Genomic DNA, 13297 nt, shown 5'->3' with positions numbered 1-13297 from the left:
GTTAATAGCTTTCAGTTTCTAACCGACGTTTGGGGGACTCTTGTACTTGTGGCTCAACTTTTAAAGTGGCTACTTCCTGCGCTGAATATACCTGTTTATATTCTTCTGGGACAGGTTGACCGTCTAAACTATCCCACTCTAAGTAATATCCTTGCTCTTGAAAGATTTGCAGTGCTTGTCCGGTTCTAGCAGCGCAGTGAGAAGTCTCTTCACGAGGTCCAAATAAATCGATTTGCTGTCCGTCAAATTGGACTCGCATCACTGTGTTAACTTTTTCTCCTGTTTCCGGATTTTTATGAGTTTCAATTTCTACAATAACGTCACCATCATCAATGCCTATAATTTGAGATTTGTAGTCAACTGTAGGAGTTTGCCATGCTTTCACTATATTTTCTGCTGCTTCCCAAACTCTATTCGCCTGCACTTCTGCTGTGGTAATTTGTTGATGAATTGCTAGCAAATCTGGTTCACTCAATGGGCGATCGCTCTTATGTATTTGCTCAATCTCAGCTTCTAATTCTTGAAGGAGCATTTTTGGCAAACGGTCTTTTATGTTATCCAGTCTTGCTTGAGCATATTGGGTTTCAGATTGCTGTTGCGATCGCAAGTGCTCAAATGCTTCTATCCGAGCGTTATCCAGTGCTTGTAGATGAACTTCTGCTGCTGTAACATCTCCAGAATCAAGTGCTTGGTCAACAGTTTTTAGAGCTTGTGACACTGTTAACTCATCTAGTAACTCCCGCTCTATCAAGCTTTGATACTCTTCCCGAATTCTTGGCAAACGAGATTTTTGTTCGCGAATTTTGATTTGTAAATCTCTGGATTTTAACTCTGCATCGTTGTTGACAAGCACATTTGTAAATCTTGGCTGAGAAACTGTCTCAGGTAATTTCACTATCGTCTTTTTCCTAGGATAAGAACGTCGAGCCTCAACAATTTGGCGTTGGATTTCTTCTTCTTGCTGTAAGGCTTGTTCTCTTTCTCTGCGAATTCTTTCTTGATATGCTTGAGCGGATTTAGCAGCCATAACGACCGCTGCTCTTGTTGCTCTCACACCTGATGCAACAACAGAGCCTGCTACAGACACTCCCGTTGCGACTGCTTGTGTTGCTAGTGGTGCAATACCTGATACTGCAAATGTCTTTGTCCCACTCATTTTCTAAACTTCCAAATTTATATAAAAGACTTATAAAATCAGTTGATTTAAAAAACCTTCTTCAATCGATGAAGCTGGCAATCCTCCGCCATCTTCCAAAAGTTTTAGATACTTTTGCAGCAATCTTTGCATATTACTAGTCCGATATTGAGGATTAATTTTTGATAAAGCTTGCTCCCAATGACTATCAGTTGGTGTACCTTGAAAACCTGCCAAATATTTTGTTTCTTTAACTAATTTATCTAACTCAGCACCAGAAAAACCTGATGTTCGGCTCACTAATTCTTCTAAAGCAGAACGATTAATAGGTAAGAGTTTATGTGTTTGAATACATTTCTGAATTATCTCTATTCGTTCTTGAGTATTTGGTGGCATAACGATGAATATTTCATCAAAACGACCAGCCCGAAAAAGTTCAGGAGGAAGCTTTTCTCTGTCATTTGAGGTCGCAATGAAAAATATAGGATATTTATGATCGTTCAACCATGATAAGAAAGTCCCAAATTGACGCGTACTTACTCCAGAGGTGTCAGTCCCTGTACCAGAAAAAGCCTTGTCAATTTCATCCATAAACAAAATATTAGGAGCAGAGGCTTCGATAGCTCTTAAAGCTTGGAACGTATTACTTTCCGACTCACCCACAAATTTAGATTGGAGACGGGAAATTTCAAAGTTAATTTGTGGGACACACCATTCTTGAGCGATCGCTCTAGCGATGAACGTCTTACCACAGCCAGGAAAACCTTCCAGTAAAATAGCCCGTGGGCGCATTTCCGGTTCTAAATCCTGCTCAAACCAAACTTTACGACTCTCAATCCAAGCTTTGACATTTTCTAGTCCACCTACACCTTTGAGACCTTCTCCTTGAGGAGCGTAATATTCTAAAACACCTGTTTTTCTGATTTCCTGCTTCTTAACTTCTAGCAACAATTTCCCCGTAGCCTCTGGTTTTGACCACAATACACGGGTACTAATTAACCGAGCTGTTTGAATAGCTGCTTGTAGTGGTATACCTTGGGCGAGTTCAGCAAGTCGTTTTGCTTCTGCTTCTGAAAGTTCATACTTCTGTGATGCAACACTGAAGACCTTATCGTAAAGCTCCTGTCCTGTCGGTAGAGGTAGATCGAGAATATGAACATTATTACGAAGAATTGTGGGAATCGACCAGTCTGCACCAATAACAATCAATGTCATGCGTGGACGGGGTATCCTATCCTCAATCTCTAGGAGTAATTCTTTTAATCTACGTGCTATTGAACAATCATCAGAGCCGATTAAAGCTGACCAATCAGGAAGAATATAGGTATACTGTTTATCGGGATTTGCGATCGCACACTCCTGTAACTGTCTCTGTAAAGTATCGAGAGCTTGAATAACAGCACTGGTATTCTCAGACGATGGATTCGCTAACTGCTCCCACCGTGTTTCATCAGAGCCTTGAATAGCTGATAAACGTTTTTGAAAACCAGTTTTGCTATCCCATCGACACAGACTTCCTTCCTTAAGGTTGACCCGATCGACACACTTGTCGTGAGCTAGAATGGCACATCGAACAGCACGGTTTTCTTCAGACGAACGTAAAAAAATCAAAGAATACCGCGATCGTAAAAGATCCCGGAGTTCCAGCAAACATTTTTCATAGAGGCGATCGGCAGGAATGTTATCCCATTCTTCTTGAGGGTTAGGGTAAGCACTCATCACTTTTGACACCGATCTTTAAACTGGCTCTTTTAGCTATGATAGCACAAAAGCTACTGAGAATAAAGAAATCCGGAGTTGCTGAATAACAGTATGAAATACCCTCATCCCCAACCCTTCTCCCAAAGGGAGAAGGGAGCGAGAATTCTTGTCCCCTCTCCCTTTGGGAGAGGGCTAGGGTGAGGGCAAATCTTATCCGTTCCACACAACTAACAACTAACCACTAACAACTAACCATTAACCTTATTCTGATAAGCAATATAAATTGCTTCCAATAAAATATCAGGGGAAGTACTTTCTGGTATTGTCTCTAAGTGAAGAATTGCTTGAACATCTTTAGCAAGCCGCAAAGCGACTGAAGCCCTTGCTTTTGCAGTCATAGCACCTCGTCTGTGCAAATATTCTTTAATCACAGCAAAATCATCTGGTAACATGACTGATAAATCGGCAATTTGTAGCAATTTATCTGCTTCTTGCTTCGCCTGTTCTGATAAAGTAAAAGTTCTTGATGCCGTCACTGTTTGATTTTGAATCACAATTGTGCCAGCAGCTAAATCTCCCAGACGCTTTTCACGTCGAGCAAACATAATCAGAAAAGCACCAATAAATAAAAACTCGTCAATCGGTCTTAGCAAAGCACGTAATGTTGTTTGTGGCAATCCTACAGGTCTACCATCATCTCGGACAACTCGAATCTTGGCAACTCGTTTACCAGGAGTTTGACCTTGCCAAAGCGTTTCAAAAATCACAAAGTATCCTGCATAAATAGTAAACCCAATGAGGGATGCGATCGCAATCAACCAAAGAGCAGCTTTGCTACCAAAAATAGATGTCCATAGCTCATTCAATTGAACAGAAACTGTTGTCCATATGATAATTAACGCCACCATAATTGCAGCTAGAACGTGATAGTCAATCAGTAACGCCCAAGCTCGATTGCCAATACCAGCGAGAGTAAATTCGAGTTCTACACTTTCTGGTGTACGAAATTTTACACGATTAAATATATGCATAAGTCATTTGTCATTGGTCACTGGTCACTGGTCACTGGTCACTGGTCACTGGTTACTGGTCACTGTTTTCCCGTATTCTTAAGCCTAATCCCTCGCGACGGCTTCGCAAGTCATAGTAAATCACTGCTTTAATTGATTGCCAGAATGGGACTACCAAAGCAGCACCTACCAAAGTAATAACTAGACGTAACAAAGATAAGAGTATGGCGTAGCCTGGGTTATCTTGAGCTAAAGTCTCTACTATTCCTTGAATAATAGCACTGGCAAAAGTGAACGGAAGCTGTATAGGAAAGGTAATCAAATAGGCGACAAATAAAATTGCTGCAATTCGCCACACATTTCCTTTTGTTAATTCCCAACTACGGCTAATAGTTGAAGTCCCATCAACATTATCTTCAACGGCTAGTGGAATTTCAACAAGGCAAAACCGGGCTTGTATCCACAGCAGAGCTACTATAAAAACTGGCAGTAAAATAAGTGTTAACAACAGAATTGTCAAGACAATCGTAGGATTAACAGTTGCACCACTTGTCTGACTTGCAACAAAGATCCCAGTTAAAATTCCAGCAAAAATAGCAAAGGGTATTATTATAACTATAGCCAACCCTATACCAATGGCAAACATTAACAAGCCCATAATTAAAAACTGCCACAACCGGGAATTTACAAAACGACGACCACTCTCAACGCTTTCTGGTTGACTGACTAATTCACCAAATGCCAAACGGGATATTAGAGCCAAAGTCGCCGAACACTTTGCCCAACCATAGACAGGTACAAATATCCATAAATAAGCAACAGATGCAAGCGTAAGATAGGACTTAAGATGAGAACTGTATAATTTCAGCCCTGCACTGACAACATTACCAAGACTGAGAGGCTGAATGGGGCTGGGAGAACCGGGATTATGGGACATGATTCTAAAGACTCTTATCAAGTAGAGCAGTGAATTTGAGGCTATCTTAGGTTAATTAATACTTAGTATTCCCAAACTTTATGAATATTCAACGTTGGATTGCTCGACGAGAACCCAATTGGCAGCGTCTCGACGTATTGTTAAGCCAAGTAGAGAAAAAAGGTTTAAAATCGCTGAAATCTAGTGAAATTAGAGAATTAGCAAGTTTGTACCGTTCGGTTGCTGCAGATTTGGCACGCGCCCGCACTCAGCAGCTAGGTAACACAATACTACAAAATCTACATTTTTTAACAAATAGAGGCTACGCACAAATTTATCAAGGTTCGCGCCGTCAGGAATGGCAAGCAGTGGTGCAATTTTACCGTTGGGGACTACCATCGGCGGTGCAGCAAACATTTCCCTACATTGCTGCAGCTTTCGCGACATTCTTGTTAGGAGCCTTAGTAGCTTGGTGGTACGCATGGCAAGATCCAACTTTTATGTCTGGTGTAGTCCCAGAGAGATTAATCAAAATGGTGCGAGACGAGCGCAAATTGTGGATGGGGTCGATAGTTGGTATTGAACCTTTAGCTTCAAGTGGTATTACGATCAATAACTTGTCGGTATCTTTTGGTGCTGTTACAGGTGGGATGACAGCTGGATTGTACACAGCTTACTTAATGGTGTTTAATGGCTTGTTAATTGGAGCTATTGCTACGCTTGTGGGACAAAATAATCTGGCATATCCATTTTGGGCTTTTGTTTTGCCCCATGGATCTTTAGAGTTACCTGCAATCTTTTTAGCAGGTGGGGCAGGTTTTTTAATAGGAAGAGCCATTTTATTTCCCGGTAAATATCGCCGCGTGGATGCTCTCAAGTTTTATGGTTCTAAAGCAGTACAGTTAGTTTTTGGTATTGTACCAATGTTAGTTGTTGCTGGTATCATTGAAGGATTTTTCTCTCCCAATCCCTCTGTGCCAGATCCATTTAAGTATGTTGTAGGAATGGGATTATTTATTGGTTTAGTAGTCTATTTCAGCCGTCAGCAAAAGGGTTTATAATGGGGAGAATTGCTTGTAGTCAGATGAAACAATAACAATATGTAGGTTGGGTTGAGGAACGAAACCCAACAAACTCTGCAAAATGTTGGGTTTCGTTCCTCAACTCTGCAAAATGTTGGGTTTCGCAAAGCCTCAACCCAACCTACCAATCTTTCTAACCGAGCAGAAACCCAACAAACTCTGCAAAATGTTGGGTTTCGCAAAGCCTCAACCCAACCTACCAATCTTTCTAACCGAGCAGCTCATAATCTTCAAATCTAACCCTTCTTTCCGACAACGAATATCGTAGTAAACAACAGCTTTGACGGACTGCCAAAAAGGCATTGTCAAGATTCCTGTCACTGTATTTAATACAAAAAAAACTAACACACCTAAAAGTGAATCATTGTCAGGGTTATCTAAGAAAGACTGAAAGAATATCCCTAAAACTCCGCCTATAAATAAACTACAAACAAACCAAGATAACGTAAGTATAGGGAATGTTATCAATCCAGAAATCAAAATAATTCCTAAAATGCGTCTGATGTGACCTCTGGTAAGCTTCCAGCTTTTACTAATGGTTTGAAAGGGGTTTATCTTATCTAAAATTAAAGGTATATCGGTAACAAAAAAGTAAGTATAAAACCAAAAGGGACTAATGTATATAGCTGCAATTGTTGGTACTATAATTATGATAAAGAAAAAACTAATAAACGGATTATTAGAAAACAATGTTGGCGAAGAGCCTATGACAAAAGAAATAATTAAAAACAGGCTTCCAGCAATTAGAGAAGATAATATGTAAAATATGAAAAACAGTATAAAGACTGACAAAGTAACGAGTATAGCTGTTAATAAAAATTTCCAAAAGTTACGATTTACTTGAATTTTTGCAGATTGAATGGTTTCTGGATGACCAATTAAATTTTGAAAAGCTAAACGAGATATTAGACCAGCGATCGCATAAAATTTAGCCCAACCGTAAATAGGAACTAACAACCATAAATGTGCAGTGAATGCTAATTTTAAATACAATTTTAAGTGGAGGCGGTATAAGTAAAAACCAAGGTTGACAACATTGCCGATACTAAGCTGCTGCATTCAATTAAAATTCAAACAACCAATAATTCATCATAACCGTTGCAGCAAATCCTCGCGACTGGTATCGCCAAGTCATTCTTGACTACGTATAAATTCTACATCTGTACTTGACTTGAAGCTTGAGGAACTACAAGTACGGAATTGGTTGTATTTCCAATACTCTGCAAATTTTCCTCTTTGTGGGGCTTACTTGGCAATGTTATTTCATCAGTAGAGGTGGTGACACCTTGTGAAGCAGTGTTATCATTACCTGGAGTTATTGCTGTCTTCTCTTCTATAAAAAATGCTTCTTGGGGTGGAACTGACAGAACTTCAACTTCTCCAGCACGTGCTTGAGTATTTGTTCCTAGTGAAAGAGATAGCGCCAACGAAATCAAGCCTAACTTCACTAAGTTGCAGGTGTTGAATTTGGTTTGTTCTGCTAGAAGGTTTTTCATAGGATTCCAGTGTAGATAATTCAGTGCGGTTTATTAAATTCAATCTATCTGTATCTACACTGGGACTTTCTGCCGTTTCGGAAAGAATACTGAGAGCACACGTAAACTTTATGAATGTAAAATCACAGTAAATTGCGTGCTTTGAGTCCTAAATATCTATCAACTAATTGGTTACTTATTTGACTTGCAGGCGCATCAAGTACCAAGACCCCTTTTTGTTTAAGCTGGGCAAATGCGACTTGTCGTTGTGCTAATAAATCTAGGGCGACAGCACGGGTATAAGCAGCCGTGACCTCACTTTCTGGTGTATGTGCTATGCGGTCAACAAGAGGATCGCGCAGGGTGACACAGAAGGGTAGATAGCGGGGTGCTAGTCTGGTGAGTGCTGCAAGGAGTTCTACAGAAGCAGTCACATCAACTAAATCGGTAATGACAACCACAAGACAACGCCGAGATTGCTGCTGCACAACACTCGTGACTGCGCCTACATAATCAGATTCTAGTAATACGGGTTGAATGGGAGTGAGGCGATCTATAAGATGGCTCAAGTGATGTTGACCCCTTTCTGAGGGTATCCACAAATGCATTTGACGGTCAAATACCCCTACACCAACACGATCGCCTCGCTGCAATCCTGCTAAAGCTAGGGATAAAGTCGCATTCAAACCCCAGTCAAATCTTTGTAAACCTTGTACTCGTGCAGTCATTAACCGTCCTCGGTCAAGCAGAATAAGCAAAGTTTGTTCTTGTTCTGGTTCCAAAACCCTAACTAGAGGCGGTGTATTGCCATGAGTCCCTACGCGACGGGCTGTGGCTTTCCAATCAATAAATCGCAGATCGTCACCCATCCGGTAGTTACGCAGTTCGGCAAACTCAGTACCAATACCTAGTTGGCGGGATTGACGGTTGACTCCAGAAGATTGTAGTGTCAGGCGAATGGAAAGCGATCGCAACCCCACCAAATCGGGATAAACTTTAACTTTCAAACTGTGAAGAATCTTTCTATTATCCCAAGCTAAACCCCAAGCACCGAGTTGTCTAACTTGGATATCACCCCAAGGAAACTCTCCACGTTGACTTGGGTGAACCGTATAAGTGAGTTCTTGAGTGTTGTTACTGGGGACGGTGGTATTTAGGAGTGGTACAGACACCCCAAATTCAGTTGGGTAGAAGTCGCGGATTTGAAGAGTTGCTGTGGCTTTTCCCGATCTGACTTTGAGTAAAACTGGGTTATCCCGCCCAATAGACAATCTTGATGGTAACTCCCGCGTTACCTGCACTCGATGGCGTCGTACTTGCAAACCATCGACAAGCATCAACACTAGCACCGCAAAATCAAACAGCAAAGTCAACAAGATGCTGTGTGGAATGCCAAGAAAGATGGCGATCGTTGGTGCAAGCAAAATTCCTAATATTAATAAGAAATAGACTTGTTTTGAGGGAATCATAAATGCTTAGTTTAGAATATTTCCGAAAAGTTTTGGCGAATATAATTCACTACTATACAGGCAAAGTCCGCCTACGCGGACTCACAGAAAATGTAGTTGTCTTCGGACTCCTCGTCTGGTATCTGCTTTCGTCTCTAATTTATGTTAAGTTATGTAAATCTAATTTTTGCTAGACTCAACTAAAATAATAATAGACCTTCCAAAATTTCAGAAGTTATCTGAAGGTGATTAGGCATTTTTCCAATATATAGGTAATCATATTGTTGATTCTTGGAACAGTGTCCGTGTAGAAATTCTCCAAAAAGTAAGCGTTCTCTAAGGAAATCAACAAATTTAATTTCATTACCATCGTCAGATATAGTACAGTCTGCTTTAGCCATACCAACCTCAAACTTCATTGGCTCACAATTACTCATAGTCATACCAACTGGTAAGAATTCTACAGTCAAAACCTCTGGGTCTATTTTGTTTTGAAGGTAATAGTTGCGAGTCCAGTCATCTACCTTTCCTTCTCTCCAATCTTGCTTAAACTGTTCCTTTGATTCTAAAACTTCTGTCAAGCTTTCTTCTAAACTCAAAAAGGTAATTCCTTGCATATACCAACGTAGTTCATCATCTAAACGAACAGACTTACTTAAGCAATTGGAAAAGCTGACCGATATCAAATTTGTGTCAAGAGACTCAATTAAATCTTTTGATATAGGTTGTGACGCAAACAGATTGATTGAGTGAACACATTCATACCAAGCACGAACCGAAAATGGTAGTGTTCCCCAGCTTTGTTCAAAATCATCTAATAGTTGTAAGCTACGGGAGTGAACTGGAACAAATACCCGTTCTGAATCTGAAAATTCAAAACCTAATTTCCTGAGCCGAGGTGTTATTATCTCTAAATTCAGTTTAACACGCCTCATCGTCTCACGTGCAACAGCTAGAGCATCAGTCCTCACAGACGGCTCAATAATTTCACCTAATTCTTGAAGTTCAGACCAAACACTTTCGCGATCGCCGATTAAATAACGAGAATAAAATGTTTTTTCTATCATCTAGAAGCACAGTTAGTAATGATTAAGTTTGTGATAGTAGAATAGAATAGTCTTGTGGATGTTGTAGCTGGTGTGGATGGAATATTTTCGTCTCCATGTACTATATTTAAAATAAACAGCTATCATGCAGTATCAAGTTTTTATTCAGAATCAATCCGAAGAGCATTTTGTAGCATCTGTTGTTGGGATACCAAATTTAACTGTTGAGGCTAGCACGGAAGAAGAAGCAATTTTCAAAGTGAAATCCTCTCTAGAAGCAAAGTTAGCAACGGGTAAGTTTGTGACCATCGAAGTAAATTCACAAGAGCAAGCACATGAAGATAAACCGCAAATGAGGTACGCGGGAATATTTGCTGACGATCCAACATTTGATGATTTTATGGAGAAACTAGCCGTCATCCGTAAGGAGTCCAATGCAGTAGATGAATGATGACAATTTATATTTTAGACACGGATCATCTTAGTCTCTACGGACGGAATCACCCAACAGTTATCGCAAGACTCTTGGCTGCTCAGGTACGACTAACTACGACTGCAATCAATGTTGAAGAACAGTTAAGGGGTCGTTTGGCTCAAGTTGCTGAAGCCAAGGATGGAGCTACACAGTCCAGTGCTTACCAACGACTTGTAGAAACGGTTATGCTACTGTCTGAATTTAATATTCTTCAGTATGATGCAAAATCTTATGAGATTTACCAAGCGCTTAGAGCGCAACGGATTCGCATCGGTACTCAAGATTTACGCATCGCATCGATCGCACTAGCTCATAACGGTATTCTTTTAACAAGAAACCTACAAGATTTTGAGAAAGTTCCGGGATTAACCATTCAAGATTGGTCAATTTAGTTTTGCTAATCTATAGGTTATGATTAACAGAAAAACGCAGGTATTACTGTTTACCTTGGAACTGGAACCTTATTCAAAATTGAAGAAATAACTGCATCAATTTGTACCCCATCTAGCATTGCTTCTGGTTTAAGAATAAAACGATGGCGCAACAAAGGAGGTGCAACAGATTTTACATCATCAGGTGTGACAAAATCTTTTCCTGCCAAATATGCAGCTGCTTGGGATGTTTGTAGCCAAGCACCCGCCGCACGAGGTGATGCACCTAATGTGAGATCGGGATATTGTCGCGACGATCTTACCAAGGCTAAAAGATAATCAATGGTCACCTCAGAAACTTTGACTTCTCTAACAGCTTGTCGTGCTTCCAAAATTTGCTCTACAGTTGCAACTGGTTGCAAGCGAGAAATATCCATTCGTCGTGCGGCAAATCCTGCTTGACGATTGAGTAACATCTGCTTTTCTGCAGCTTGATCTGGGTAATCGACCACCAGTTTAAATAAAAACCTATCCAACTGGGCTTCTGGTAATGGATACGTCCCTTCAAACTCTAGGGGGTTTTGCGTTGCGATCGTCCAAAATAAATCTGGCAAAGGTAAACTTTCACCATCTAGCGTAACCTGCATCTCTTCCATTGCTTCCAACAGTGCTGCTTGCGTTTTGGGAGGAGTACGGTTGATTTCGTCTGCAAGCAATATTTCAGTAAACACTGGTCCCTTTTTTAAACTGAAACTGCGGGTTGTTAAATCAAAAATATTTGTACCAGTGATATCAGAAGGTAAGACATCGGGCGTCAGCTGAACGCGGCGGAATTCAGCTTGAATGAACTGTGCCAAGACTTTGACCAAAAGAGTTTTCCCAGTTCCCGGTACTCCTTCCAAAATAACGTGTCCACCTGCTAGCAGTGCCACCAATAACTGCTCTATTAGGGTAGATTGACCGACAACAACTTGATTCAGTTCGTGGTTAAGGCGATTTAATACAGGATTGGTTGAATTCATTTATTGATACAAAATTAAACAAAATAGAAGAATTATCTGTTCGTAAAGAACTGACACAATGCTTATCTCACATAAGCATACCGATTTTTGTTATATGTTAGGAGTAGGTTAATTGGCTACTCTTTGGCTACTCTATAGTTATATAGCAGTCCTCAATCATTAATGAAAAGTTAGATCCCCGAGTTCTTGGAGAAGTCGGGGATCTAGGTACAGTCAATTGTCACAAATCAATATTGAATTATCTGACCAGTGTCTGGTAAGTATTCATCCACTATCTCATCGCAATAAATAGTCCTAATATCAATTTTAGAGTTATCTTCGTGTACTATTTCTATTTGATATACAAAAAAATCTTCAGAGTTGATAAATACATCTCTAAGTTCGACCGTACCTTTTTTTTTATTTGGAAGTCCCTTAAATGGTGAAAAGTTACCCAAACTGATTTGAGATGGAATACACTTTTCGTTTTTAACGATTCTTAACTAAGATCTGCTGCCTTAGTATTTTCCATTTTTCCAACCAACTGACCAGTTCCTTTTCACTCAAGCGACGTTTTTGCGATTGTAAGTTTAACACTTCATCTAATTCTGTAGCAGCAACCCCTGTTTGTTGTACCCAAGCATTAACTAAACTGGGACGATCGAGTAATTGCTGTCCCAAGCCCAAAGCTTTTTGGAGTTGCAGTTGTTCTTCTTTCCCAACCATCTCCACTACAAAATCCCTAGATTCGGCTTTTTGTAAAACTCCTGCTAACGCTTGAATATAAGCTTCACTGTTATCAAGAATGGGCGTCTCTAAGACGACTGCTTTACCAAAGCGTCGGTTTTGTCCCCAAATCAGTACCAGTAACAGTACACCTCCTTGGACGAACGCTGGCATTAAGGGGGTTTGTGCTAAGTAACTCCATATGTCCCCTTTGCCTTCTTGTTTCCTAACACTGGGTTCTTTATAACCGTGAATGTACTCGTCTACAAATAATAAGTTACCTTTCTGGCTGACTAAATTTGCTAAATATTGGAAATTCTCTGGATTATCTTGGTAAGCATTAGCACCTAAGTAGGAAGGAATCACAAAAATTGCTGTTCCTTTACCGTAATTTTCTTCCCACACAATTGCACCAAAGCGATCGCCCAAACTAACTTTTTCTCCTTTATTAAATGGGTGTCGCCGTCGTGTATCAATCTTGACTTCACCAGCCGAGGATTCTTGCTTTGTGGTAAATTTTGCAGCTGTCACGGGTTCGCGCACTCCAACAATGACTAAGCGATTCCCTTTTTCTACCCATTCTTGCTCGTCACTATATAAAAAGGGCTGTCTTTGATAACCGCTTATTTGCACAAAAGTGACTGGACGTTTCTCGGTATCCAAATCGCTAAAAGGTTTTTGCCAGCGTTGGATGCGAATTCCTCGACTTTCCATATAAGCATACCAAGCCCCATATCCTTCGGGATAACGGCTGTAAGTGGAACCACTATTATTTTTACTGGTTGTTGGCGCTGATATAAAGGTTAGTAATACAAGTATACCTAATACCAATCCGCCAATCCAAACAAGACGGTTTGAGCGTTTCATATTAAATGGTTAGTGGTTAGTGGTTAGTGGTTAGAAGGCAATTA

General features: G+C 40.3%; 14 protein-coding genes. 3 read left to right on the top strand and 11 right to left on the bottom strand.

Annotation, left to right across the window (positions count from 1 at the left end; genetic code table 11):
• Position 1: 1 nt before the first annotated feature.
• The 4 genes from WA1_RS08500 to WA1_RS08485 form a co-directional block, all read right to left on the bottom strand.
• Complete coding sequence (locus WA1_RS08500) at positions 2-1156, bottom strand: hypothetical protein (RefSeq protein WP_017745494.1); 1155 nt, start codon at positions 1154-1156, stop codon at positions 2-4.
• 30 nt (positions 1157-1186) lie between these two features.
• Positions 1187-2854, bottom strand: coding sequence for an AAA family ATPase (locus WA1_RS08495; protein ID WP_017745495.1), 1668 nt, complete (start codon positions 2852-2854; stop codon positions 1187-1189).
• A 230-nt stretch (positions 2855-3084) separates the two neighbouring features.
• On the bottom strand, positions 3085-3867 hold the full coding sequence (locus WA1_RS08490; protein WP_017745496.1) for an RDD family protein: 783 nt from the start codon (positions 3865-3867) through the stop codon (positions 3085-3087).
• A gap of 52 nt (positions 3868-3919) precedes the next feature.
• Positions 3920-4783, bottom strand: a complete 864-nt coding sequence (locus WA1_RS08485) for a DUF7847 domain-containing protein (RefSeq protein ID WP_017745497.1) — start codon at positions 4781-4783, stop codon at positions 3920-3922.
• An 80-nt stretch (positions 4784-4863) separates the two neighbouring features.
• On the opposite strand from WA1_RS08485, the gene WA1_RS08480 reads away from it, so the two are divergent.
• Entirely contained in the window at positions 4864-5823 is a 960-nt protein-coding gene (locus WA1_RS08480) for a stage II sporulation protein M (RefSeq protein ID WP_017745498.1), read from the top strand.
• Between the two features lie 207 nt (positions 5824-6030).
• Here the strand turns inward: WA1_RS08480 and WA1_RS08475 are convergent, their stop codons facing one another.
• The 4 genes from WA1_RS08475 to WA1_RS08460 all read right to left on the bottom strand — a co-directional run bounded on the left by WA1_RS08475 (position 6031) and on the right by WA1_RS08460 (position 9834).
• Positions 6031-6903 (bottom strand): hypothetical protein, encoded by an 873-nt coding sequence (locus WA1_RS08475; RefSeq protein WP_017745499.1) that lies wholly within the window; start codon positions 6901-6903, stop codon positions 6031-6033.
• 95 nt (positions 6904-6998) lie between these two features.
• Positions 6999-7340, bottom strand: coding sequence for a hypothetical protein (locus WA1_RS08470; protein WP_017745500.1), 342 nt, complete (start codon positions 7338-7340; stop codon positions 6999-7001).
• Positions 7341-7462: 122 nt separating this feature from the next.
• Entirely contained in the window at positions 7463-8788 is a 1326-nt protein-coding gene (locus WA1_RS08465) for a DUF58 domain-containing protein (protein ID WP_017745501.1), read from the bottom strand.
• Between the two features lie 179 nt (positions 8789-8967).
• The gene (locus WA1_RS08460) at positions 8968-9834 is read right to left on the bottom strand and encodes a hypothetical protein (protein WP_017745502.1); all 867 of its coding nucleotides are present in this window, start codon (positions 9832-9834) and stop codon (positions 8968-8970) included.
• Between the two features lie 124 nt (positions 9835-9958).
• On the opposite strand from WA1_RS08460, the gene WA1_RS08455 reads away from it, so the two are divergent.
• Together WA1_RS08455 and WA1_RS08450 are read left to right on the top strand one after the other, a co-directional pair.
• Positions 9959-10264 (top strand): hypothetical protein, encoded by a 306-nt coding sequence (locus WA1_RS08455; protein ID WP_017745503.1) that lies wholly within the window; start codon positions 9959-9961, stop codon positions 10262-10264.
• Entirely contained in the window at positions 10261-10680 is a 420-nt protein-coding gene (locus WA1_RS08450; protein ID WP_272819102.1) for a type II toxin-antitoxin system VapC family toxin, read from the top strand. The genes WA1_RS08455 and WA1_RS08450 overlap by 4 nt, the downstream gene beginning before the upstream one ends.
• Positions 10681-10730: 50 nt before the next feature.
• On the opposite strand, the gene WA1_RS08445 is transcribed toward WA1_RS08450, so the two are convergent.
• From WA1_RS08445 to WA1_RS08435, 3 genes are all read right to left on the bottom strand, one after another.
• Complete coding sequence (locus tag WA1_RS08445) at positions 10731-11681, bottom strand: AAA family ATPase (protein WP_017745505.1); 951 nt, start codon at positions 11679-11681, stop codon at positions 10731-10733.
• 227 nt (positions 11682-11908) lie between these two features.
• Positions 11909-12118 carry a DUF6575 domain-containing protein gene (locus WA1_RS61605; RefSeq protein ID WP_017745506.1) on the bottom strand — a complete coding sequence of 70 codons (210 nt, stop codon included), beginning with the start codon at positions 12116-12118 and terminating at the stop codon, positions 11909-11911.
• Between the two features lie 31 nt (positions 12119-12149).
• Complete coding sequence (locus WA1_RS08435) at positions 12150-13253, bottom strand: DUF4350 domain-containing protein (RefSeq protein WP_017745507.1); 1104 nt, start codon at positions 13251-13253, stop codon at positions 12150-12152.
• Between the last annotated feature and the right edge of the window lie 44 nt (positions 13254-13297).

Source organism: Scytonema hofmannii PCC 7110 (genome assembly GCF_000346485.2).
Classification (GTDB): Bacteria; Cyanobacteriota; Cyanobacteriia; order Cyanobacteriales; family Nostocaceae; genus Scytonema; species Scytonema hofmannii.
This window is presented reverse-complemented; position numbering and strand designations above follow the sequence as displayed.

What these genes read in the sequence shown, in the direction of transcription:
- WA1_RS08500 (WP_017745494.1), bottom strand. Translation starts at nt 1,156, where the DNA reads ATGAGTGGGACAAAGACATTTGCAGTATCAGGTATTGCACCACTAGCA.
- WA1_RS08495 (WP_017745495.1), bottom strand. Translation starts at nt 2,854, where the DNA reads ATGAGTGCTTACCCTAACCCTCAAGAAGAATGGGATAACATTCCTGCC.
- WA1_RS08490 (WP_017745496.1), bottom strand. Translation starts at nt 3,867, where the DNA reads ATGCATATATTTAATCGTGTAAAATTTCGTACACCAGAAAGTGTAGAA.
- WA1_RS08485 (WP_017745497.1), bottom strand. Translation starts at nt 4,783, where the DNA reads ATGTCCCATAATCCCGGTTCTCCCAGCCCCATTCAGCCTCTCAGTCTT.
- WA1_RS08480 (WP_017745498.1), top strand. Translation starts at nt 4,864, where the DNA reads ATGAATATTCAACGTTGGATTGCTCGACGAGAACCCAATTGGCAGCGT.
- WA1_RS08475 (WP_017745499.1), bottom strand. Translation starts at nt 6,903, where the DNA reads ATGCAGCAGCTTAGTATCGGCAATGTTGTCAACCTTGGTTTTTACTTA.
- WA1_RS08470 (WP_017745500.1), bottom strand. Translation starts at nt 7,340, where the DNA reads ATGAAAAACCTTCTAGCAGAACAAACCAAATTCAACACCTGCAACTTA.
- WA1_RS08465 (WP_017745501.1), bottom strand. Translation starts at nt 8,788, where the DNA reads ATGATTCCCTCAAAACAAGTCTATTTCTTATTAATATTAGGAATTTTG.
- WA1_RS08460 (WP_017745502.1), bottom strand. Translation starts at nt 9,834, where the DNA reads ATGATAGAAAAAACATTTTATTCTCGTTATTTAATCGGCGATCGCGAA.
- WA1_RS08455 (WP_017745503.1), top strand. Translation starts at nt 9,959, where the DNA reads ATGCAGTATCAAGTTTTTATTCAGAATCAATCCGAAGAGCATTTTGTA.
- WA1_RS08450 (WP_272819102.1), top strand. Translation starts at nt 10,261, where the DNA reads ATGATGACAATTTATATTTTAGACACGGATCATCTTAGTCTCTACGGA.
- WA1_RS08445 (WP_017745505.1), bottom strand. Translation starts at nt 11,681, where the DNA reads ATGAATTCAACCAATCCTGTATTAAATCGCCTTAACCACGAACTGAAT.
- WA1_RS08435 (WP_017745507.1), bottom strand. Translation starts at nt 13,253, where the DNA reads ATGAAACGCTCAAACCGTCTTGTTTGGATTGGCGGATTGGTATTAGGT.